Origin of the sequence: Streptomyces sp. NPDC093546 (assembly GCF_044765045.1) — a bacterium.
Taxonomy (GTDB): Bacteria; Actinomycetota; Actinomycetes; order Streptomycetales; family Streptomycetaceae; genus Streptomyces.
The window spans coordinates 186648-209730 of the sequence record NZ_JBIWJG010000001.1 but is presented as its reverse complement, the minus strand read 5'-3'; the positions used below and the strand labels follow the sequence as shown (position 1 = coordinate 209730).

Annotated in this window: 11 protein-coding genes; 9 read left to right on the top strand and 2 right to left on the bottom strand. The window is 76.6% G+C overall.

Annotation, left to right across the window (positions count from 1 at the left end):
- Genes ACIRNI_RS00935 through ACIRNI_RS00905 form a run of 7 tightly spaced genes read left to right on the top strand, consistent with a single transcriptional unit; the run spans position 1 to position 19300 of the window.
- The gene (locus ACIRNI_RS00935; RefSeq protein WP_403547152.1) at positions 1-3462 is read left to right on the top strand and encodes an amino acid adenylation domain-containing protein; all 3462 of its coding nucleotides are present in this window, start codon (positions 1-3) and stop codon (positions 3460-3462) included.
- The gene (locus ACIRNI_RS00930; RefSeq protein WP_403547150.1) at positions 3453-4550 is read left to right on the top strand and encodes a MupA/Atu3671 family FMN-dependent luciferase-like monooxygenase; all 1098 of its coding nucleotides are present in this window, start codon (positions 3453-3455) and stop codon (positions 4548-4550) included. Before ACIRNI_RS00935 ends, ACIRNI_RS00930 begins: the two co-directional genes overlap by 10 nt.
- Complete coding sequence (locus ACIRNI_RS00925) at positions 4551-9095, top strand: amino acid adenylation domain-containing protein (protein ID WP_403547148.1); 4545 nt, start codon at positions 4551-4553, stop codon at positions 9093-9095. It begins immediately after the preceding gene.
- Positions 9092-12916, top strand: a complete 3825-nt coding sequence (locus ACIRNI_RS00920) for an amino acid adenylation domain-containing protein (protein ID WP_403547146.1) — start codon at positions 9092-9094, stop codon at positions 12914-12916. The genes ACIRNI_RS00925 and ACIRNI_RS00920 overlap by 4 nt, the downstream gene beginning before the upstream one ends.
- Positions 12913-16083, top strand: coding sequence for an amino acid adenylation domain-containing protein (locus ACIRNI_RS00915; protein WP_403547144.1), 3171 nt, complete (start codon positions 12913-12915; stop codon positions 16081-16083). Before ACIRNI_RS00920 ends, ACIRNI_RS00915 begins: the two co-directional genes overlap by 4 nt.
- 5 nt (positions 16084-16088) lie before the next feature.
- The gene (locus tag ACIRNI_RS00910) at positions 16089-18062 is read left to right on the top strand and encodes a beta-ketoacyl synthase N-terminal-like domain-containing protein (protein ID WP_403547142.1); all 1974 of its coding nucleotides are present in this window, start codon (positions 16089-16091) and stop codon (positions 18060-18062) included.
- A complete protein-coding gene (locus tag ACIRNI_RS00905) occupies positions 18059-19300 on the top strand; it encodes a cytochrome P450 (RefSeq protein ID WP_403547140.1) in 1242 nt (413 codons plus the stop codon). Before ACIRNI_RS00910 ends, ACIRNI_RS00905 begins: the two co-directional genes overlap by 4 nt.
- 13 nt (positions 19301-19313) lie before the next feature.
- Here ACIRNI_RS00905 and ACIRNI_RS00900 read toward each other — a convergent pair whose 3' ends face one another.
- On the bottom strand, positions 19314-20357 hold the full coding sequence (locus ACIRNI_RS00900) for a Ku protein (protein WP_403547138.1): 1044 nt from the start codon (positions 20355-20357) through the stop codon (positions 19314-19316).
- A 50-nt stretch (positions 20358-20407) separates the two neighbouring features.
- Here ACIRNI_RS00900 and ligD point away from each other — a divergent pair, with 50 nt between their 5' ends.
- Both ligD and ACIRNI_RS00890 read left to right on the top strand, forming a co-directional pair.
- Positions 20408-21292: a non-homologous end-joining DNA ligase gene (gene ligD, locus ACIRNI_RS00895; RefSeq protein ID WP_403547136.1), complete on the top strand. Its 885-nt coding sequence runs from the start codon at positions 20408-20410 to the stop codon at positions 21290-21292.
- Complete coding sequence (locus tag ACIRNI_RS00890; RefSeq protein WP_403547134.1) at positions 21289-22200, top strand: ATP-dependent DNA ligase; 912 nt, start codon at positions 21289-21291, stop codon at positions 22198-22200. Before ligD ends, ACIRNI_RS00890 begins: the two co-directional genes overlap by 4 nt.
- Here ACIRNI_RS00890 and ACIRNI_RS00885 read toward each other — a convergent pair.
- Positions 22190-22987, bottom strand: a complete 798-nt coding sequence (locus ACIRNI_RS00885; protein ID WP_403547132.1) for a nuclease-related domain-containing protein — start codon at positions 22985-22987, stop codon at positions 22190-22192. The two genes, ACIRNI_RS00890 and ACIRNI_RS00885, sit on opposite strands and share 11 nt — an antisense overlap.
- Positions 22988-23083: the final 96 nt, after the last annotated feature.

Below are 23083 nucleotides of genomic sequence, written 5' to 3'. Positions count from 1 at the left end.
GTGGAGCGTGTGCACGAGCGGTTCGCGGAGCAGGTGCGCCGCGCCCCGGACGCGGTCGCGTTGGTGGACGGCGACGAGAGGCTGACGTACCGCCGGCTCGACGAGGCGGCGGAACGTTTCGCCGGGGCGCTGGCCGGTCACGGGGTGGTGCGGGGCTCGCGCGTGGGCGTGTACCTGGAGCGGTCGGCCGCGATGGTGGTGGCGCTGCTCGGCACGCTCAAGGCGGGTGCCGCGTACGTGATGCTCGACCCGGGCTTCCCGGCGGCGCGGCTGCGGGCGATGGCCGCCGACGCGGGCGTCGGTGTCGTCGTGGACCGGGCGGGCGCGCGCTGGGAGCACGGGCCGTCCATCGACGTGGCGGCCATGGCGGCCGAGGGCGGGACGTACGCCCTCGGCGCGGGGGACGCGGGCGACGCCGCGTGCGTGATGTTCACCTCCGGGTCCACCGGGCGGCCGAAGGGCATCGTCGCCTCCCACCACGCCATCACGGCGACGCTGACCGGGCAGGACTTCGCCTCCTTCGGGCCCGGGGCGGTGTGGTTGCAGTGCGCGCCCGTGTCGTGGGACGCGTTCGCGCTGGAGCTGTGGGGGCCGCTGCTGGGCGGCGGGACGTGCGTGCTGCATCCGGGCCGGCGGCCGGACCCGGTGGTGATGGGCCGGCTCGTCGCGGAGCACGGCGTCACCTCGGCGTACCTGTCCGCCGGGCTGTTCAACGTGATCGTCGACGAGTATCCGCGCGCGGTCGACGGCGTGCGCGAACTCGTCGTCGGTGGCGAGGCGCTGTCCGCCCCGCATGTGGCGCGCGCGCTGGAGCGGTGGCCCGGGCTGCGGCTCAGCAACGGCTACGGGCCGGTGGAGGGCATGGTGTTCCTCACCACCCACCTGATCGGGCCGGACGATGTCCGGGGTGGCGAGGCGCCCTCCGTACCCATCGGGCGGCCGCTGGCGGGGAAGCGGGTGTACGTCCTCGACGCGCGGCTGCGGCCCGTGCCGGACGGGGTCGTCGGGGAGCTGTACGCCGCCGGGGCCGGGCTCGCGCTCGGGTACGCCGGGCAGGCGGGGGCGAGCGCTGAGCGGTTCGTCGCCGATCCGTTCGGGCCGCCGGGTGCGCGGATGTACCGGACCGGGGACCTGGTGCGGCGGCGGGCGGCGGACGGCGCGCTGGAGTTCGTCGGGCGGGCCGACGCGCAGGTCAAGATCCGGGGCTTCCGCGTGGAGCCCGGCGAGGTCGAGGCCGTGCTGGGGCGCCACCCGGACGTCCGCCGGGTCGCGGTCGTCGCCCGCGAGGACCACGCCGGGGAGCGGCAGCTCGTGGCGTACGTCGTCGGGCACGACGGCTACGACGAGGCGGATCTGCGCGCGTACGCGAAGAGCGTGCTGGCCGACCACCTGGTGCCGGGGGCGTTCGTGCCGCTGGACGCGCTGCCGCTGACGGGGAACGGCAAGCTGGACCGGGCCGCCCTGCCCGCGCCGGGACGCGTGGCGGGCGGCCTCGGGCGGGCGCCCGGTGACGCGCGCGAGGCGGCGCTGTGCGCGCTGTTCGCCGAGGTGCTGGGCGTGGAGTCGGTCGGCGCCGACGACGACTTCTTCGCGCTGGGCGGGCACTCGCTGCTCGTGGCGCGGCTGCTGGGACGGATCCACGCGGAGCTGGGCGCCGAGGTCGACGTACGGACGCTGTTCGAGGCGCCGACGCCGGCGGCGCTGGCGCCCCGGTTGACCTCCGTCTCCCTGCCGGCGGAACCGGGCGCTCCGGATGACGGCACGTCGGTGTCGTACGCCCAGCGCAGGCTCTGGTTCCTGGACCGGCTCGACGCCGGCGTCGCGTACAACATGCCCATGCTGGCCCGGCTGCGCGGGCCCGTGGACGCCGAGGCGCTGGCCGCCGCGCTCGGCGCGGTCGTGGCGCGGCACGAGGCGCTGCGGACGGTGTTCGACGCGGTGGACGGCGAGCCGGTGCGGCGCGTACGGGCGGGGGACGCGGCCCGGCCGCCGTTCACGCACCTGGTCGTGGGCGGTGAGGAGCTGGAGCGGCGGATCCGCGACGAGGCGCTCCACCGGTTCGACCTGAGCGCCGAACTCCCCGTCCGAGGCGTGCTGTTCACCGTACGGGAGCGGCCGGGCGAGCACGCGCTGCTGCTGGTGCTGCACCACATCGCGGCGGACGGCTGGTCGCTGCCGCCGCTCTTCCGCGACCTGTCGCGGGCGTACGCGGGTACGGCGCTGCCTCCCCTTCCGGTCGGGTACGCCGAGCACGCCCGGCGCCGGCGGGAGCGGCTGGTGGAACTGCGCGACACGCAGCTGGCGTACTGGGAGAAGGAGCTGGCCGGCGTACGGCCGCCGGAGCTGCCGTGGCGCGGCGAGGGCGGCGGGGCCCGGGACGCCGGCACCGTCGTGCGGAGCCTGGGCGCCGGGGCGCACCGGCGGCTGGTGGAGCTGGGCCGCGCGCACGGGGCCACGCTCTTCATGGTGCTGCACGCGGTGCTGGCCGCCGTGCTGGCCCGGGCGGGCGCGGGCGAGGACACCGCGGTCGCCGCGCCGGTCGCGGGGCGCGGGAACGACGGGACCGTCGACGACGTGGTCGGCTTCTTCGTGAACCTGCTGGTCCTGCGCGCCGACGCGTCCGGCGACCCGACGGTGCGGGAGCTGCTGGCGCGCGTGCGGGAGGCGGACCTGTCGGCGCTGGCGCACCAGGACGTGCCGTTCGAGGAGGTCGTCGACGCGCTGAACCCGGCGCGGCGGCCCGGGCGCCAGCCGTTCACGGACGTGGTCCTGGCCCTGCAGAACAACGCCCGCGCGGAGGTGGACCTGCCGGGCGTGGACGCCTCGGTGGAGGTCGTCCGTACGGGCGCGGCGCGCTTCGAGCTGCTCGTGGACGTGACGGACCACTACGGGGCGGGGCCCACGGGTGCGCCGGAGGGGGTGACGGTCACGCTGGAATACCGCAGGGCGGCGCTGGACCGCGCGGTGGTGGAGTGGCTCGCCGACGCCTTCGTGCGGGTGCTGGAGGCCGCGGCGGCGGACCCGGACGTCCGGCTCTCGCAGCTGGACCTCGGCGAGCCGCCCCGCGCCACCGTTGCCCCTCACCGGCCGGTGCCGGTGCCCGCGCCCGTGCCGGACGCTCCCGACACCGCGCTCACGCGGCGCGTCACGGCGGTGTGGCGGGACGTGCTCGGCGTCGAGCAGGTCGGGCCGCACGACGACTTCTTCATGCTCGGCGGCAACTCCCTGCGCGCGGTGCGCGTCGCCGCGCGCCTGACGAACGAGGGGCTCGGCGGCGGGGCCGTCACCGCCGCGCAGATCTTCGAGACGCCGACGCCCGCCGGTCTGGCCGCCGCCCTGGAGGCCACGGACCGGCCCCCGCGCGCCGCCGACTCCCCGATCCCCCGCCGGGCCCGGGTGCCCCGGCAGCGGGCCCAGGAACCGGAGCAGGACCGGCGGGAGGGGGAGCGGTCATGGACCTGAGTGTGATGTTCTTCGGCGCGGACGCGCCGGGCGGGGCGGAGACCGGAGCCGCGGAGGCCGGGGCCGGGCGGGGGCGGCACGTGGAGGCGTACGACGACATCCTCGCCGTCGCCCGCGCCGCCGACCGGCTCGGGTTCCACGCCGTGTGGACGCCCGAGCGGCACTTCCAGCAGGTCGGGCAGGTGTTCCCCAGTCCGCCCGTGCTCAGCGCCGCGCTCGCCGTCGCCACGGAGCGGATCGGGATCCGGGCCGGCAGCGTCGTGCTGCCCCTGCACCATCCGCTGCGGGTGGTGGAGGACTGGGCGGTCGTCGACAACCTGTCGCGCGGACGCGTCGGGCTGTCCGTCGCCACCGGGTGGCACTCCGCCGACTTCGTCGTCTCCCCCGGCGCGTACGCCGACCGGCGCGAGCGCGTGCGGCGGGACGTGCCGCTGCTGCGCCGGCTGTGGGCCGGGGAGGCGGTGGAGTTCGAGGACGGCGTCGGCGAGGCGGTGGCCGTGCGGCCCACGCCCGCGCCCGTCCAGGAGGCGCTGCCGCTGTGGCTGACCACCTCCGGGAGCCCCGAGACCTGGGAGACGGCCGGGCGGCTGCGGACCGGGGTGCTGGGGGCGACCGTGGGCCAGAGCCGGGACGAGCTGGCCGGGAAGATCGCCCGGTACCGGGCGGCACACGCCGCCGCGCCCGAGCCGGACGGCACCCCGCTCAGTGGCATGGCGCCGCACGGCAAGGTCACGCTCATGGCGCACACCTTCGTCGGCGAGGACGACGCGCACGTCCAGCGGCTGGTGGCGGCGCCGCTCACGGCGTACCTGCGCTCGTACGTGCGGCAGACCTCCGCCAACCGGTCCGCCGACCGGCGCACCGCCGGGCTGACGGACGAACAGACGGCGCTGATGGCGGAGTTCGCCTTCCGCCGCTACCTCACGTGGGGCTCGCTGCTCGGCTCGGCGGAGACCTGCCGGAAGATGCTCGCCGACCTGCGCGACCTGGGCGTCGACGAGGTCGCCTGCTTCATCGACTTCGGCCTCGGCCGGGACGACGTGCTGGCCGGGCTGCACCGGCTGGCGGAACTCCAGGAGGAGCTCTAGATGGTGTCGACGGCCGACCGGTTCCGCGCGCTCGGCTCCGAGCAGCGCGTGCGGTTCATGCGGCGCCTGGTGGAGTCGGGGCGGGCCGGGTCCGTGCCCGCCGTCGTGCCGGTGCGGGACGGTGACGGGCCGGTGCGGCTCAGCCCCGCGCAGGAGGACCTGTGGGTGTACGACTCCCTGTATCCGGGGACCCCGGCGCTGAACCTGTGCTCGGCGTACCACTTCGACGGGCCGGTCGACCCCGCGCACCTGGCGGCGGCGCTCACGCTGGTGCGGGAACACCACGACATCCTCCGGGCGCGGATCCGGGGCCAAGCCGGGGACCTGTGGCTGGAGTTCCCGGACGAGGGGCCCTTCGTGCTGGAGCGGGAGGACCTGCGGGGGACCGGGCGCGGGATCGACCAGGCCCTGGAGGCGTTCCGGCGGCGGCCGTTCGACCTGGCGGGCGACCGGCTGATCCGGGCGCGGTTCGTCACGGTCGACGACCGGCGGTCCACGCTGATGCTGAGCCTGCACCACATCATCACCGACTGGTGGTCCTTCGACGTGCTCCAGAGCGAGTTCGCCGAGGCGTACCGGTGGGTGCGCGACGGCACCGCGTCCCGGCTGACGCGACCGCCCGTGCAGTACGCCGACTTCGCCGCCTGGCAGGGCGAGCTGGAGGCCGCCGGGGTCTTCGAGGCGCGCCTCGGCTTCTGGCGGCGCTACCTCGCCGAGCCGCCGGGGGCGTTGACCGTGCCCGGTACGCCGACGGCGGCGCCCGGTCGCGGTCCCGGGATCGCGCAGGTGCCGTTCCGGATCGAGCGGGAGACGGCGGACGCGGTGCGGGCGCTGGCGCGGCAGCGGGGCGCGTCGGTGTACGTGGTGCTGATGGCGGCGTTCGCGGTGCTCGCGCACCGGCTGTCGGGCGCCGGTGACCTGGTGCTGGGCACGCCGACCGCGAACCGGGCGGCCAAGGGCCTGGAGCGGGTCATCGGGTACGTGATGAACGCCGTGCCCACGCGGTGGCGGATCGGACCGGAGGACTCCTTCGGGGAGGTGCTGGCGCGGTTCGCGGCCGACTTCCCGGAGCTGATGGCCAACGCCGACGTGCCGGTGGGGCGGATCGTGTCGGCGGTGGCGCCCGAGCGGGACGCGGGGCGCTCGCCGCTGTTCCAGTGGGTGTTCATGCACCTGGCGCAGCAGCGCAGTGTGCGGGCGCTGAGCGAGTTCGCCGTGCCCGAGCGCATCCACACGGGCGGCGAGCACGACCTGGTCGGCATCGTGCGGGACTCCGCCGACCCGGCCGAGGGCATGACGGGCAGCTTCGAGGTGCGCACGGAGCTGTTCGCGCCCGAGGCGGTGGCGCGGTGGGCCGAGGCGTACGTGGAGCTGCTGCGGCACGTGACGGCGGCGCCAAACGCCCCGGTCCGCGACCACGACCTGGTGCCGGCGGCGGAGCGGGCCCGGCTGCTGGCCGCCTCGACGGGGCCGGCGGGGCCGCGCCCGGAGACGCTCCCCGGCCTGGTGGCGCGGCAGGCGGCGCGTACGCCCGGTGCCGTGGCGCTGGCGTGCGACGACGTCGCGCTGACGTACGCCGGACTCGCCGACCGGGTGGACCGGCTGGCCGGGCTGCTCGCGGCGCGCGGCGCCGGGCCCGGGCGGCTCGTGGCGCTGGCGCTGGGGCGGACGCCCGCGATGGTGGTGGCCGCGCTGGCGGTGCAGCGGGCGGGCGCGGCGTATCTGCCGATCGACCTCGACTACCCGGCCGAGCACGTGCGGTACGTGCTGGAGGACGCGGCGCCGGTGCTTATGGTGACCGATCGTCAGCACACGGACCTGCCGGGCGAGGTGCCCCTGCTCGCCCTCGACGAGGTGGCGTACGCGGCGCACGAGCCGCTTCCCGTACGGGAGGTGGGCGCGGACGACACCGCGTACGTCATCCACACCTCCGGCACCACCGGGCGACCCAAGGGCGTCGTCGTCACGCACCGGGGCATCGCCGCGCTGGGGCACGGCTACGCGGAGCGGTTCGGGCTCGGGCCGGACGACCGGGTGCTCCAGCTGGGGTCGCCCGCCTTCGACATCTCGGTCGGTGAGGCGGCGATGGCGTTCGCGGCCGGCGCGACGCTGGTCGTGGCGCCCGCCGGGCCGATGGTGGGCGCGGCGCTCGGGGACGTACTGACCCGGGAGCGGATCACGTGCACCCTGCTGCCGCCGTCGGTGCTGGCGACCGTGCCGGACGGCGCGTATCCGGACCTGCGGGTGGTCGCGTCGGGCGCGGAGGCGTGCCCGCCGGAGCTGGTGGCCCACTGGGCCGCCCCCGCCACCGGGCGGCGGTTCCACAACGCGTACGGGCCGACCGAGTCGACCGTCGGCGCCACCGCGTCCGGGCCTCTGGTGCCGGACGGGCGGACGCCGACGATCGGGACGCCGGTGGCCGGTACGCGCGCGTACGTCCTCGACGCGCGGCTCCGCCCGGTACCGGCCGGGGTGCGCGGCGAGCTGTACCTGGCGGGCGACGGGCTGGCGCGCGGCTACCTGGGGCGGCCGGGGCTGACCGCCGAGCGGTTCGTCGCCGATCCGTACGGCCCGCCGGGCGCGCGGATGTACCGGACCGGGGACCTGGCGCGGTGGCGCGAGGACGGGTCGCTGGACTGCCTGGGCCGCGCGGACGACCAGGTGAAGCTGCGGGGCTTCCGGGTGGAGCCGGGCGAGGTGGCGGCCGTCCTCACCGAGCACCCGGCGGTGGGGCGGGCCGTGGTGGTGGTGCGCGGCGGGCGCCTGGTCGGGTACGTGGTCCCGAACGGCTCCGTCGACATCGGGGAGTTGCTCGCGTACGCGGCCGGGCGGCTGCCCGCGCACATGGTGCCCGCCGATGTGGTGGTGCTGGACGCCCTGCCGGTCGCCGCGAACGGCAAGCTGGACCGGGCCGCCCTGCCCGAGCCGGGCGGGGTGGCGGAGACCGGGCGGGCCCCGGCCTCCGAGCGCGAGGCAGCCCTGTGCGGGCTCTTCGCGGGGGTGCTGGGCGTGGCGTCGGTCGGCGCGGACGACGACTTCTTCCGGCTCGGCGGCGACAGCATCATGGCGATCCAGCTGGCCGGGCGGGCGCTGACGGAGGCGGGGCTCGCGCTCACGCCCCGGGACGTGTTCACGGCGCGGACCCCGGCGGGGCTGGCGCGGGTGGCGCAGGCGGCGCGGGAGGCAGCCCCCGCGTCCGGCGGCTCGGACGCGGGGCGGTTGCCGCTCACGCCCGTCATGCGGTGGTGGCGCGAGCTGAGCCGTGAACACGGCGGTGACCCAGCGGCGTTCACCCAGTCGATGGTGTTCCCCGTCCCGGACGGGGTGCCGTACGAGCGGGTGGCCGCTGCCGTGCAGGGGCTGGTGGACCGGCACGGGGCGCTGCGGATGCGGCTGGTCGACGGCGGCCCGGACGCGGACCCGGTCGAGCTGGAGGTCCGGCCCGCCGGGGACGTACGGGTGGAGGTCCTGCGCGAGGCTCCGGAGGACGGGCGGCTGGACCCGGCGCGGGGCGAGATGCTGCGGGCCGTCCTGGAGGGCGGCAAGCTGACCCTGACGGTGCATCACCTCGCGATCGACGGCGTGTCCTGGCGGGTGCTCGGGCCCGAGCTGGCCGCCGCGCTGGCGGGGTCCCCGGTGCGGGAGGCGGGCGGCACGTCCTTCCGGCGCTGGGCGGAGCTGCTGCGCGAGGAGGCGGCGCGGCCGCAGCGGGTGGACACCGAAGCGGCCTGGTGGGAGCGGGCGTTGACGGTCGGGGGCCCGGACGCCCGGATCGCGGGCGGGCGCGGCGCCGGGGCGCCCCGGGCCACCTTCACCGTGGAGTTCGGCGCCGAGGTGACGGAGGCGGTGCTCGGGGCCGTGCCCGCGGTGTTCCACTGCGGTACGGACGCGGTGCTGCTGGCCGCCCTCGCGGTGGCCGTGGAGCGGTGGCGCGGCGGCTCCGGTGTGCTGGTGCACCTGGAGGGCCATGGGCGCGACGCCCTGGCGGACGGGGTGGACGTGGCCCGGACCGTCGGCTGGTTCACCACCCAGTACCCGGTACGGCTGGACGCGGGCGGTACGGCGGAGGCGACTGCGGGGACGGCGGCTGCGGGCGAGGCGCTGAAGCGCGTCAAGGAACAGCTGCGCGCGGTGCCGGACGGGGGTGTCGGGTGGGGGCTGCTGCGCTACCTGAACGAGGACACGGCGCCGAAGCTGGCGGCCCTGCCCGTGCCCGACGTCCGCTTCAACTACCTGGGGCGGCTGGGCGGCACCGATGTGGCCGGGGGTGAGCTGCTCGGCGGGGCGGCGGACGCGATGCCGCTGGCGCACGCGCTGGAGATCGACGCGGTGGCGCTCGACCGGGGGCTGGTCGCCGCGTGGTCGTACGCGGAAGGGGTCCTGGACGGCGCCGGGGTGCGGCGGCTCGCGGAGCTGTGGCGCGAGGCGGTCGAAGCGCTGGTGACGGAGGCGTCCCAGGAGGGCGCGGGCGGGCACACGGCGTCGGACTTCGACCTGGTGGAGCTGTCGCAGGAGCAGCTGGAGATGCTGGAGGGGGACCTGTGAGCGAGCGCGGCCCGGCCCGTGGCGGCGGGCGGATCGCGGATGTGCTGCCGCTGGCGCCCGCGCAGGAGGGGCTCTACTTCCACGCGGTACGCGACGCCGGGGGCGACGAGCCGGACCCGTACGTGGTGCAGGCCCGCTTCCGGATCGGCCCCGGCGCCCCGGTGCCGGTGCGGCAGGCGGTGGCGGCGCTGCTGGAGCGGCACCCGAACCTGCGGGCGTGCTTCCGGCACGAGCGGCTGGAGCGGCCGGTACAGCTGATCCCGCGCGAGGCGGCCGTCGAGTGGCGGGAGGTCGCCACCGGCGACGTACGGGAGGTGATGGCGCAGGAGCGGGCGCGGGGGTTCGACGTGCGGCGGCCTCCGCTGGTGCGGGGTGCCCTGGTGGAGGGCCGGGACCTTGTCCTGACCTTCCATCACCTTCTCCTGGACGGCTGGTCGCTGCCGCTCCTGGAACGGGACCTGGCCGCGCTCTGCGCCGGTGCACCGCTGCCGCCGCCCGTCCCCTACCGGGACTACCTCGCGTGGCTGCGGCGGCAGGACGCCGACGCGGCGCGGGCGGCGTGGCACGCGGCGCTCGCGGGCCTGGAGCGGCCCCCGCTCCTGTCCCCGTCCGGTTCCTCCGAGGCCGCCGTGCACGACCTGGAGCTCTCCGCCGCGCTCACGGCCGCGCTGGCGCGGCGGGCCGCCGCGTGCGGGGTCACCGTCAACACCCTGGTCCAGGCCGCCTGGGCGCTGGTCCTGCACCGGATGACGGGCGGCGGCGCGCGCGACGTGGTGTTCGGGGCCGTGGTCTCGGGCCGGCCGCACGACCTGCCGGGCGTGGAGGAGATGGTGGGCCTCTTCATCAACACGCTGCCGGTACGGGTGCGGCTGCGCGAGGGCGAGTCGGTGGGCGAGCTGCTGGCCCGCCTCCAGGACGAGCAGCTGCGCCTGGCTCCGTACCACCATGTGCGGCTCGCGGAGGTGCAGCGGGCGGCGGGGGCCGGGGACCTCTTCGACACGGTGCTGGCGTTCGAGAACTATCCGCGCTCCGGGGCGGACGGCACCGCCGCCGTGCGCCTCGTCGAGGCGCGGGACGCCACCCACTACCTGGTGACCGTGGCCGTCGTCGCGGGCGAGCGCATGCTGCTGCGGGTCACCTGCCGCCACGGCATCGCGCCCGGCGCGGTGGCGGCGCGGCTGGCGCGCGCGCTGGAGGAGCTCGCGGGAGACCCGCACCGGCCGGTGGCCCGGCTGGACGTCCTGCCGCCCGAGGAGCGCGCCGCGCTGCTGGCGGCGGGGGCGGGACCGACGGGGGTGCCCGCCGAACCGGCGACGGTCGTGGAGCGGTTCGCGCAGCAGGCGTCCCGCACCCCGGAGGCGGTGGCGCTGCGCGCGGTGGACGGCTCGGGCTCGGACTCGGGCTCCCTCACGTACGCCGAACTGGCGGCCGCGTCGGACGCGCTGGCCCGGCGCCTGGTCGCCTCGGGGGTCCGGCGGGGCGACACGGTGGCGCTGCTGCTGCCGCGCTCGCTGCCGCTGGTGGTGGCGCAGTTGGCGGTGGTCACGGCGGGCGCCGCGTACCTCCCCCTGGACCCGGCCCAGCCGGACGCCCCGCTGCGCCGGCTCCTCGCCTCCTCGGGGGCGCGCCTCGCCGTGACGCCGGGGCCGGTGCCGTGGCTGCCGCGCGACGTGGCCGAAGTGCGCCTCGGCCGCCTCGACGCGGAAGGCCCGGCGGACCCCGCACGCATCGCGCCGCCCGGCCCGGACGACGCCGCCTGCGTCATGTACACCTCGGGCTCCAGCGGCGAGCCGAAGGGCGTCGTCGTCCCGCACCGCGCGATCGTCGAACTCGCGGCCGACCGGCGCTTCGCGGGCGGGGCCCACCGCCGTGTGCTGTTCCACAGCGCGCACACCTTCGACGCCGCTACTTATGAGGTGTGGGTGCCGCTGCTGACCGGCGGGACCGTCGTCCTCGCGCCCCCGGAGCCGGTGACGCCCGACCTCCTCAAGCGGCTCCTGCCCGACGAGGGCGTCACCGCGCTGTGGCTGACCGCCGAGCTGTTCCGCGTGGTCGCCGACGTCGCGCCCGAGGTGCTGTCCGGCCTGCGGGAGGTGTGGGCGGGCGGCGACGTCGTGGCGCCGGAGGCCGTGCGGCGCGTGCGGGAGGCCTGTCCCGGCACCCGCGTCGTCATCGGGTACGGGCCCACCGAGACCACCGTGTTCGCCACCGCCGGGCCCGAGGGCATCGGGCGGCCCCTCGACGGGACCCGTACGTACGTCCTCGACGCCGCCCTGCGCCCCGTCCCCGACGGCGCGACCGGCGAGCTGTACGTCGCCGGGGCCGGTCTCGCGCGCGGCTACCTGCACCGGCCCGGCCTCACCGCCGAGCGGTTCGTCGCCGACCCGTACGGGCCGCCCGGCGCCCGCATGTACCGCACCGGGGACCTGGTGCGGCGCCGCGCCGACGGGGTGCTGGAGTTCGAGGGCCGCGCCGACGCGCAGGTCAAGGTGCGGGGCTTCCGCGTCGAGCCCGCCGAGGTCGAGGCGGCGCTGGGGCGCTGCGCCGGAGTCGTCCGCGCCGTGGTGACGGCCCGGCCGACGGGGGCGGACGGCGACGGCGGCAAGGTGCTCGCCGCGCACGTCGTCCTCGCGCCGGGCGCCGGGCTCCGTGCCGTACGGCAGGAGGCGGCGCGGGTCCTGCCGCCGCACCTGGTGCCGTCGGTGTGGGCGCGCCTGGACGCCGTACCGCTGACGGCGCACGGGAAGGTGGACCGGACGGCGCTGCCGGAGCCGCGAGCGGCAGGGGAAACGCGCCGCGCGCCCCGGCCCGGGCGGGAGGCGGCGCTGTGCGCGCTGTTCGCCGAGGTCCTCGGGGTGGACGCGGTCGGCCCCGACGACGACTTCTTCGCGCGCGGCGGGCACTCGCTGCTCGCCCTGCGGCTGGCCTCGCGGATCGAGTCGGCGCTTGGCGTCCGCGTCCCGCTCGCCGCGCTGTTCGAGGCGCCGGCCCCGGCCGCGCTCGCCGACCGCCTGGACGGGGACGCCGACGACGGCTTCGGGCCGCTCGTCACCCTGCGCCCCGGGGAGCCGGACCGTACGCCGCTGTTCTGTGTGCACCCGGGCTTCGGCCTCGGCTGGGCGTACACGGGGCTGCTGCCGCACCTTTCCCCCGGCCTGCCGGTCCTCGCCCTGCAGTCGCCCGCGCTGCGCGGCGAGACGGACCTGCCCGCCGACATGGGGGCGATGGCGGAGCAGTACGTCGAGCGGGTCCGCGCCGTCCGGCCGCACGGCCCGTACCTCCTCGTCGGCCGTTCCTTCGGCGGGCCGCTCGCCCACGAGATGGCCGTCCGGCTGCGGCGGGCGGGCGAGGAGGTCGGGCTGCTCGCGGTGGTCGACGCGATGCCGAAGCCGGCCTCCGCCGAACCCCTCGATCCGGGGGCCGTCGAGCGGGAGGCGCTGCGGCTGCTGCTGCGCAACAACCAGGTGCCGCCGGACGCCTGTCCGCCGGTCCGGGCCGAGGTGTTCGCGCGCGTACGGGACGGCGAGGGCGTCCTCGCCGGGTTCGACGACGCGCGGCTCGCGGCCGTCACGGACTCGGTGGCTCACCACGTCCGGTTGGCGCGCGCCTGGCGGCCGTCGCCGTACGACGGGCGGGTGACGCTCTTCTCGGCGACGCGCGCGGCCGAGGCGACGACGGAGGAGAAGGCGGCGGCGTGGCGGCCGTGGGCGGCGGGGGTCGACGTCCACGAACTGGACTGCGGCCACAGCGAGGTGCTGGACGCGGGACCGGCGGCGGCCGTCGCCGCCGTCCTCGACGACGTACTACGGGGAAAGTCATGACGGAAGTGGAAGAGGTGGAGGAGTACGAGTTCCCGGTCTCCGACGCGCAGAGCCGGCTGCTCGTCCTGGACCAGCTGGACCCGGGCTCCGCGCAGTACAACGTGCCCGCCGCCTTCGCCGTGCGCGGCCCCTTCGACGTCGCCGCGTTCCGCCGCGCGCTGGACGCGCTGGTGGAGCGGCACGAGGCGCTGCGCACCGTCTTCCGGGCGTCCCCCGACGGGATCCCGGTCCAGATCGTCGCGTCGGACGGCCGGGCGGCGGTGCGGGTGGAGACCGGCGTCCCGGCGGGCGAGGTGGGCGCGCGGATACGGGCGGAGGCGGCGCGGCCGTTCGACACGGCGGCCGGTCCGCTGCTGCGAGCCACGGTGTACGCGCTGGACGACGGCTCGCACCGGGTGCTGCTCGTCGCCCACCACCTGGTCTGCGACGGCTGGTCGCTCCAGGTGCTCCTGCGGGACCTCTCGGCGGCGTACGAGGCGGAGCTGAAGGGCGTGCCGGCCGCACTGCCCGAACCGCCGCTGCAGTACCCCGACTACGCGGCCTGGCAGCGCGAGCGGATGGAGCGGGGCGCGTACGACCGGGCCGTGGCGCACTGGGCGGACCAGCTGCGCGGGGCGCCCGGCACGGTGGCGCTGCCCCTGGACCGGCCGCGCGCGGCGGTGCGCTCGGCGGCGGGCGGGAGCGTGCGGTTCCGGATCGGCGCGGCGGTGCGGGAGCGGCTGGCGGCCGTGGCCCGGGCGCGCGGGGCCACGCCCTTCATGGGGCTGTTCGCGGCGTACGCGGCCTTCCTGGGGCGGCTTTCGGGGCGCGAGGACCTGGTGATCGGGTTCCCGGTGTCGGGGCGCGACCGGCCCGAGCTCCAGGAGACGGTCGGCATGCTCACCAACACGCTGGCGCTGCGGGTGGACCTTTCCGGCGACCCCTCGTACGGCGAGCTGGTCGCCCGGCTGCGCGAGCGGCTGGTGGCGGCCCGGCCGTACGAGGACGCGCCGTTCGAGGCGGTCGTCGACGCGGTCGCCCCGGCCCGGGAGACCAGCCACGACCCGGTGGTCCAGGTGGTCTTCGCGTACGACGACGACACCGCGCTGTCGCTCGCGCTGGCGGGCGCGGAGGTCGAGCGCGCCGAGGTCGAGGTGGAGGCCGCGAAGTTCGACCTGCACCTGCACGTGGAGCGCTGGGGGGAGGACCTGGCGGCGCAGTTCATCTTCCGCGCCGGGCTGTTCGAGGCGGCGACGGTACGCGCGTGGGCGCGGTCCTTCGAGACGCTGCTCTCCGACGCCCTGGCCCGCCCCGACGCGCCGCTGTCCCTGCTGGACGCGGTCCCGGCGGACGAGCGCGCCCGCGTGACGGCGGCCGCCGACCGCACGGCCGAGGCGGCGCCGGTGAACCGGCTGGTGCCGGACCTGGTCGCGGACCGCGCGGCCGAGCGCCCGGACGCCACGGCCCTGGTCTGCGGCGGGCTGCGCCTCACCTACCGCGAGCTGCTCGCCCGCGCCGACGGCCTGGCGTCCCGGCTGCGCGCGGCGGGCGCCCGGCCCGGCGTCCGCGTCGGCCTGCTGCTGCCGCGCTCGGCGGACATGGCGGTCGCGGCCCTCGCTGTCCTGCGCGCGGGCGCCGCGTACGTCCCCCTGGACCCGGCGAACCCGGACGCGCGCCTGCGCTACATGGCCGAGGACTCCGGGATGTCGCTGCTGCTGGTGGCGGCGGAGACGGCGGACCGGGAGCTGGGGGTGCGGGCGCTGCGGGTGGACGAGCCGGGCGACGGGACCCAGGGGGGTGAAGCCCTGCGGCCCGGGCCCGGCGACCTCGCCTACGTCCTCTACACCTCCGGCTCCACCGGCGTCCCCAAGGGGGTGGCCGTGGAGCACCGGGCGCTGGTGAACCTGGCCGTCGCCGTGCGGCCGGTGTTCCCGGTCACCGCCGAGGACCGGGTGCTGCAGTTCGTGTCGTTCGGGTTCGACGTGGCCGTGTCCGACCTGTTCTTCCCGTGGGTCGCGGGCGCCGAGCTGCACATCGCGCAGGAGCACGAGCGGCTCGGGGACGGGCTGTTCGCGCGGCTGCGGGACAGCGGCATCACGTACGTGTTCCTGCCGCCGTCCGCCGCGATGATGCTGCCCGAGGGGGCGGGGGCCGCGCTGCCCCGGCTGCGGACCCTCGCCGTCGGCGGGGAGGCGTGCCCCGCCGAGCTGGTGGAGCGGCTGGCCGCGCCCGGGCGGCGGATCGTCAACGCGTACGGGCCCAGCGAGGCCACCGTGTACGCGACCACCGCCGAGCTGCGCCCCGGCGAGCCGGTGGTCATCGGGCACGCGGTGCCGGGCGCCCGCACCTATGTGCTGGACGCGCGGCTGCGGCCGGTGCCCGTCGGCGTCACGGGCGAGGTGTACGTCGCCGGGGCCTCGCTGGCGCGCGGCTACACCGGCCGTCCCGGCATGACCGCCGAGCGGTTCGTCGCCGACCCGTACGGGCCGCCCGGCAGCCGCATGTACCGCACCGGTGACCTCGGGCGGATCGACGCGCACGGCGTACTGCACTACCTCGGGCGCGGCGACGCGCAGGTGAAGCTGCGCGGCTTCCGCGTCGAGCTCGGCGAGGTCGAGGCGCTGCTGGCGGGGGTGCCCGGGGTGTCGATGGCGGCCGCGGCCGTGCGCGGCGACCGGCTGGTGGCGTACGTCGTCGGCGACGCGCCCGACGAGGCGCTGCGCGCCCGGCTGGCGGAGCGGCTGCCCGGCTACATGGTGCCCGAGGTCTTCGTCCGCCTGGACGAGCTGCCGCTGAACCGCTCCGGCAAGATCGACCGGGCCGCGCTGCCCGAACCCCCGGCCGAACGGCCCGCGTTGGCGGAGTCGTACGCCGCGCCGGGCAGCGACACCGAGCGCCGCGTCGCGGCGGTGTGGGCGCGGGCGCTGACCCTCGACCGGGTGGGGGTCCACGACAACTTCTTCGAGCTGGGCGGCAATTCGGTGCGGCTGCTGGCCGTCCTGGCGGCCCTGCGCCGCGCCGGGTACGGCGAGGAGGCGCTGTCCCTCGTCGACCTCTTCCGGCACCCGACGGTCGCCGCGCTCGCCGCGCACCTGGACGGCGGTACCGCCGGCGCGGCCGTACCCCGCACGCGGCGGGACCGCGCCGCCACCGCACGAAGGCTCCGCAGCAACCGGAAAGGCTCCTGAAACCGATGAACGACGTACCCGAAGGCGTCCCCGGAGGCGTCCCCGATGGCGCGATTGCCGTCGTCGGCATGAGCGGGCGCTTCCCCGGCGCCCCCGACCTGGCCGCCTACTGGGCGAACCTCCAGGGCGGCGTCTGCTCGCTGACGGACTTCGACGCCCCGGCGGGCGAGGTCGGCACCAAGGGGCTCCTCGCGGACGCCGACCGCTTCGAGGCCGGGCTCTTCGGCTTCCACGGCGCCGAGGCCGCCGCGCTCGACCCGCAGCACCGGCTGCTGCTGGAGACGGCGTGGGCGGCGCTGGAGGACGCCGGGTACGACCCCCTGCGGGCGCCCGCCCGTACGGGTGTGTACGTCGGCGGCTCGCCCACCGAGCACGCGCTGGCCGCCGCCACCGACCGGGAGCTCGCGGCCCGCATCGGCGCGACCCAGGTGCGGATCCTCACCGACCGCGAGTTCCTGGCGCCGTGGATCTCGTACCGGCTGGGGCTCGACGGGCCGAGCATCAACGTCCAGACGGCGTGTTCGACGTCCCTGACCGCCGTGCACCTGGCGGCGCAGGCGCTGCTGCTGGGCGAGTGCGACACCGCGCTCGCGGGCGGCGTCTGCGTCGATTCCGTACGGCCCCGGGGGTACGTCCACGTCGACGGCGGGATCTACTCGCCGGACGGGCGGTGCCGGCCCTTCGACGAGAAGGCGGCCGGGACCGTGCCCGGGAACGGCGTCGGCGTGGTCGTCCTGCGGCGCCTGGAGGACGCGCTGGCGGACGGCGACCCGGTGCGCGCGGTGGTGCGCGGCTCGGCGGTGACGAACGACGGCGCGACGAAGGTCGGGTTCACGGCTCCGGGCGTCGACCGGCAGACGGCGGCGATCGTGGAGGCGTGGGAGGCGGCCGGTCTGGACCCGGCGCGGGCGCAGTACCTGGAGGCGCACGGGACGGGCACGGAGCTCGGCGACCGCATCGAACTGGCTGCGGCGGGCGCGGCGTTCGCCGGGGCGTCCCACGTCCGGCTCGGGTCGGTCAAGTCGAACATCGGACACCTGGACGCGGCGGCGGGGGTGGCGGCCTTCATCAAGACGGTGCTGATGCTGGAGCACTCCACGCTCGCGCCGACGGTCAACGTCGAGTCGCCCCATCCGGACCTGGAGTTGTCGCCGTTCCGGCTGGTCACGGAGGCGGGCGCCGCGTGGCCGCGCCCGGCCGACGGGACGGGCCGGCTGGCGGGCGTGACGTCGGTCGGCATCGGGGGCACCAACGTGCACGTGGTGCTGGAGGAGGCGCCGCCGCGGCCGGCCCCCGCTCCCGCCGAGGGCCCCTTCGTCCTGCCGCTATCGGCCCGCACCGAGGAGCAACTGCACTCCCTGACCGGGTGGTTGGCAAAGACCCTGGGCGCGTCGGACGCGCCGCCGCTCGCCGCGGTGGCGCACACCCTGCGCACCGGGCGCACCGCCCTGCCGGTACGGACGTACGTCGTCGCCTCCGGCCCGGGCGAGGCCGCGGAGAAGCTGGCCGCCGGGGTTCGGGACCCGCACCCGCTGGGTGAGGTGTGGCTGGCGGGCGGGGAAGTCGCCTGGCCGGAGGCGCCGGAGGGCACGCGGCGGGTGGGCCTGCCGACGTACCCGTTCGCGGGCGAGCGGCTCGGCGCGCTCACGCTCGAAGGGCACGTACAGCACGTACAGGAGCCTGCCGCGCCGGAGGCGGACCTGGAGGCGGCGGTGGCGGCGGCGCTGCGGGAGGCGCTGGGTCTCGACGCGTCCGACGAGGCCCTGGACCGGACGTACTTCGAGGCGGGCGGCGACTCGCTCACGGCCGTGCACCTGGTGTCCCGGATGGGCGACGACTTCGGCATCGACGTACCGATCGACCTGTTCCTGGAGCAGCTGACCCTCGCCGAGCTGGCGGCCCGGATCGTGGAGCTGCGGGCCGGGGACGACGAACTGGACGCGCTGCTCGACGAGTTCGAGGCGGAGGCGGAGTCGTGACCGTGCCCCGCACGGCGGTGGACCTGCTCGATCCGCGCGTGCACGCCGAGGAGGACCTGCGCGGCGTGTGGCGGGAGCTGCGCCGCCGGGAACCGGTGCGCTGGCAGCCCGTCGACCCCGCGCGGGGCGCGGCCGTGCCGGGCTTCTGGGTGGTGACGCGCCACGCGGACGTGACCCGGGCGCTGCGTGACGCGCGGACGTTCTCGTCGGAGGGCGGGAACATGCTGGCCACGCTCCTCCAGGGGTACGACCGCGGGGCCGGGAAGATGCTCGTGGTGACGGACGGCGAGCGGCACGCGGCGCTGCGGCGGCTGCTGTCCGGCGGGTTCGGGCCCCGGCAGCTGGGGCCGGTGACGGAGTCGATCGCGCGGGCGACGCGGGAGCTGCTGGCGGAGGCGGTGGCGCGCAGCGGCGCGGGAGAGTCCGTCGACTTCGTGGCGGAGGTCGCCGCGCAGGTGCCGCTGCGGGCGATCTGCGAGCTGCTGGGCGTGCCGGCGGCGGACCGGGCGCGGGTGCTGGACCTGACGAACGCGGCGATGCTGGGCGACGAGAGCGCCGCGGCGTCCGTCGAGGCGCGGATCGCGCAGAGCGAGATCATGCGCTACTACCTGCGGCTGGCGGCCGAGCGGCGCGAGGCGCCGGGCAGCGACATCATCAGCCTGCTGGTGACCAGCACGGTCGACGGGCGCCCGCTCACCGAGGAGGAGACCCTCCTCAACTGCTACAACCTCATCATCGGCGGCGACGAGACGGCCCGGCTGTCGATGGCGGGCGGGCTGCAGGCGCTGGCCGCGCACCCCGGGCAGTGGGCGCGGCTGCGGGCGGACGCGTCGCTGGTCGAACCGGCCGCCGAGGAGATCCTGCGCTGGACGACGCCGGTGGCCCATGTGGGCCGTAGGGCCTCGGTCGACACGGAGCTGGGGGACGGCACGCGGATCGCGGCGGGGGACGCGGTGACGCTGTGGTGCGCGTCGGCCAACTTCGACGAGGAGGCGTTCGACGACCCGGACCGCTTCGACGTGGGGCGCGACCCCAACCGGCACGTCACCTTCGGCTTCGGTCCGCACTTCTGCCTCGGCGCGCAGCTCGCCCGGGTGGAGATCCGGGCGATGCTGGCCGAACTGCGCGCCCGGGTGGCGTCCTTCGAGGTGACGGGCCCGGCGCCGCGGCTGGCGTCGAACTTCGTACGGGGGGTGAGCACGCTGCCGGTGGCGTTCAGGGCGACGAGCAAGCCGTGACCGTCGGTGCCCCTCACGCCGAGCGCTTGCGCGGGGCCGCCTTCTTGGCGGTGGTCTTCTTCGCCGCCGGCTTCTTCTCCGCCGCCTTCGACGCCTTCGACGTGGACGTGGACTTGTGGGACGCGGCCGGCTTCTTCTGTCCGGACTCGGCCGCCTTCGCGGACTTCGCGGTCTTCGCGGTGGACTTCTTCGCGCCCGTCTCCTTCGGGGCCGCCTGCGCCTTCTTGCGCGGGCGCGGGGACAGCTCCGTCACCGAGGCCTCCGCGGGGGCGGGTTCGCCGCGGGCCTCGCGGGCGGCGCGGACGCTGTTCTCCAGGGCGGCCATCAGGTCGATGACCTGGCCGCCCGCTTCCTTCCTGGGCTCGGACGGGACCTCCAGGGCGCCCTCGGCCTTGGCGGCGATGAGCTCTTCCACCGCCTCGCGGTAGTCGTCGTGCAGGGTGTGGATGTCGACCTCGCCGAGCGTGTCCATCAGGGCGTCCGCGAGGTCGAGTTCGGCGTCCCGCACCGTCACGTGGGTGTCGGGGGCGACGCCCTCGGGGGCGCGGATCTCGTCGGGCCAGAGCAGGCCGTGCATGGCGATCACGTCGTCGACGACCCGCAGCATGCCCAGCCGCTCCCGCCCCCGCAGGGCGAACTTGGCGATCGCGACCCGGTCGCTGCGCTTGAGCGCCTCGCGCAGCAGGGTGTACGGCTTGGCGGCCGGGACGCCGTTCGCGGCGAGGTAGTACGCCGCGTCCATCTGGAGCGGGTCGATCTCCGCCGCCGGGACGAAGGCGACGATCTCGATCGTCTTGGCGGTCGGCAGCGGCAGCGCGGACAGGTCCTCGTCGGTGATCGGGATCATCGTGCCGTCGGCCTCTTCGTACGCCTTGCCGATCTCCGACGTCTGCACTTCCTCGCCGTCCAGCTCGCACACCTTGCGGTAGCGGATGCGGCCGCCGTCCTCGACGTGGATCTGCCGGAAGGAGACGGACTTGTTCTCGGTGGCGTTCACCAGCTTGATGGGGATGCTGACCAGGCCAAAGGAAATCGCACCATTCCAAATGGACCGCACGGTTCGTCCCTTTCATCCCGTTCGTCCCGGTTTCATGGGATTCTCATCGTATGACGCCGATCACCGAGGTGGAGGGGCGACGGCTGGCGCTCAGCAACCTGGACAAGGTCATCCACCCCGCCACCGGCACCACCAAGGGCGAGATCCTGCACTACTACGCGACCGCCGCCGCCGTCCTGCTCCCCCACCTCCAGGGCCGCCCGCTGTCCTTCCTGCGCTACCCCGACGGCCCCGACGGCCAGCTGTTCTTCACCAAGAACCCGCCGCCCGGCACCCCCGCCTGGGTGCGGACCGTGCCCGTCCCCCGGTCGGAGGACAAGGGCATGCGCCAGGTGGTGGTCGAGGACCTGGCCTCCCTCATGTGGGCCGCCAACCTGGTGGTGGAGTTCCACACCCCGCAGTGGCGGGCCGACGCCCCCGCCGAGGCCGACCGGCTCGTCCTCGACCTCGACCCGGGCGCGCCCGCCACCGTCGTGGAGTGCTGCCACGTCGCCGTCTGGCTGCGCGACCGGCTCGCCGCCGACGGCCTGGAGGCGTACGCCAAGACCTCCGGCGCCAAGGGCCTGCACCTGTACGCGGCGCTGGAGCGGGCGCCCTCCGAGCGGGTCTCGGCGTACGCGAAGAAGCTCGCCGTCGAGGCGGAGGCGGAGCTCGCGGGGCTGGTCGTGCACCGGATGACCAAGGCGCTGCGGCCCGGCAAGGTCTTCGTCGACCACAGCCAGAACGCCGCCGCCAAGACCACGGCCGCCCCGTACACCCTGCGGGCCCGCCGCGAGCCGGTCGTCTCCACCCCCGTCACCTGGGAGGAGGTCGAGGCCTGCGGCCACCCCTCCCAGCTGGCCTTCCGCATCGAGGACCTCCCGCCGCGCCTCCAGCGGTACGGCGACCTCCTCGCGCCCCTGCTCGACCCGGACCTCGCGGGGGCCCTGCCATGACCGGGGCCGCGGCCGCCGCCGCTCCGCGACCGCCCGTGCGGGTCGCGCTCGCCGAGACGGTGGGCGCGCTGCCGCGCGAGGCGGGACTGGCGTACGAACCGAAGTTCGACGGGCACCGGATGGTGATCTTCCGCCAGGGCGGTGACGACGTGGTGCTCCAGGCCCGCTCCGGGCGGATCATCACCGCCGCCTTCCCCGACCTCGCCGAGGCCGCACGCCACCTCCCGGCGGGCACCGTCCTCGACGGCGAGGTGGTGGTCTGGCGCGACGGCCGCACCGACTTCGCCGCCGTGCAGGGCCGGGCCTTCGCCACACCCGGCCGCGCCCCCGGGCTCGCGCGGCGGCTGCCCGCCTCGTACGCCGCCTTCGACGTGCTCGCGGCGGACGGCGCCGACCTGCGGCCGGTGCGCTACGACTGGCGGCGCGAGCGGCTGGTGGAGCTGCTCGCGGAGCTCGGGCCGCCGATCCAGGCGGTGCCGATGACGACCGACCCGGAGCTCGCGGAGACCTGGTACGAGACGCTGCCCGAGATCGGCGTGGAGGGGCTGGTGATCAAGCGGCTCGACCAGCCGTACAAGCCGGGCAAGCGGGTGTGGCGCAAGTACCGGCACACCGACACCAAGGACGCGGTGGTGGTCGGCTTCACGGGCGCGCGCGAACGGCCCGCCGCGCTGGTGCTCGTCCTGCCGGACGACGACGTCCCGGTGGTCTCCAGCCCCCTGCCGCCCGCGCTGCGCGCCCGCGCGGGCACGGCCCTGCGCGCGCTCACGCCCGGCGAGCCGGCGACCGCGCAGGCGGTCGGCATCGGCGACGTCGCCTACCGCTCCGTACCGCCGGAGGTGACGGCGGAGGTGGCGACGGGCACGACCCGGCACACGGTGACGACGGTGCTGCGGCTCAAAGGCTGAGCCAGCTGCGGCGGTCGCGTGCCGTCGCGTACAGCGCCGCCACGTCCGCGGGCTTCAATACACCGCCGAGCCCGGCGAGCGACGGGATCTCGCCGTCCCGCACCACCCGCACGTCCCGCGGGTCGGGGACCCGGTCCAGCAGGCCCGCGTCCGTCACCGCGAGGAGCGGCCGCACCGCCGTGGCCAGGGCGTGTGCGGCCCGCTCGGCGTCGCGGCGCAGCCACCGCAGGTGCGGGCGCGGCTCGGCGCGGCCCACCGCGACGTCCGGGTCGGCGATCCGCACCCGGCGCCCGCGGGCGGCGAGGGTGCGCACCGCGAACACGCCACCGGGGCCGATCGCCAGGTGGTCCAGGCGCGCCGCGCCCGGCAGCGGTACGGAGTGCAGGACACGCCAGCCGGCCCCGTCGAGCCGGTCGAGCGCCTCGCCGACACGCTGCTGCGCCGCGAGCTCGGCGGGGCGGGGATCGCGCCCGAAGCGGCGCGGCGGGGTCCGGCCGAGCGCGAGGTGGAGGGCCTCGCCGGGGCGGTTGGGGGCGAGGTCGTCGTCGGGGTGGAGGGAGAGTCGCCGCAGGTCGGCGGGGGTGGGGACGGGTGGCGGCCCGATGGTGACGGTCCCGGTGACGAAGGGCGCGAGGGCCGCCATGACGGCGTCCTCGTACGCGTCGTGGAGCAGGCTGACGCGGCCGCTGTCCCGGTCGTACCAGGCGACCGCGCGGCCGTCCGGCAGGCTGACGTGCAGCCGGTCCCGGCCGTACCGGCGGGTCGGCGTGACCCGCAGTCCGCTCATGCCGCATCACCCCCACGCCCATGGGAACAGGCCCGCTCGCGGGCGGCAAGACGTGGGTCGACGCGTTGCGACAGCCGTGCGGCGGGCGTGTCGGAA

Bases quoted from the DNA above. Each gene is read 5' to 3' on its own strand.
- ACIRNI_RS00930 (WP_403547150.1), top strand. From the start codon at position 3,453: ATGGACCTGAGTGTGATGTTCTTCGGCGCGGACGCGCCGGGCGGGGCG.
- ligD (WP_403547136.1), top strand. From the start codon at position 20,408: ATGACGCCGATCACCGAGGTGGAGGGGCGACGGCTGGCGCTCAGCAAC.
- ACIRNI_RS00910 (WP_403547142.1), top strand. From the start codon at position 16,089: ATGAACGACGTACCCGAAGGCGTCCCCGGAGGCGTCCCCGATGGCGCG.
- ACIRNI_RS00925 (WP_403547148.1), top strand. From the start codon at position 4,551: ATGGTGTCGACGGCCGACCGGTTCCGCGCGCTCGGCTCCGAGCAGCGC.
- ACIRNI_RS00885 (WP_403547132.1), bottom strand. From the start codon at position 22,987: ATGAGCGGACTGCGGGTCACGCCGACCCGCCGGTACGGCCGGGACCGG.
- ACIRNI_RS00890 (WP_403547134.1), top strand. From the start codon at position 21,289: ATGACCGGGGCCGCGGCCGCCGCCGCTCCGCGACCGCCCGTGCGGGTC.
- ACIRNI_RS00915 (WP_403547144.1), top strand. From the start codon at position 12,913: ATGACGGAAGTGGAAGAGGTGGAGGAGTACGAGTTCCCGGTCTCCGAC.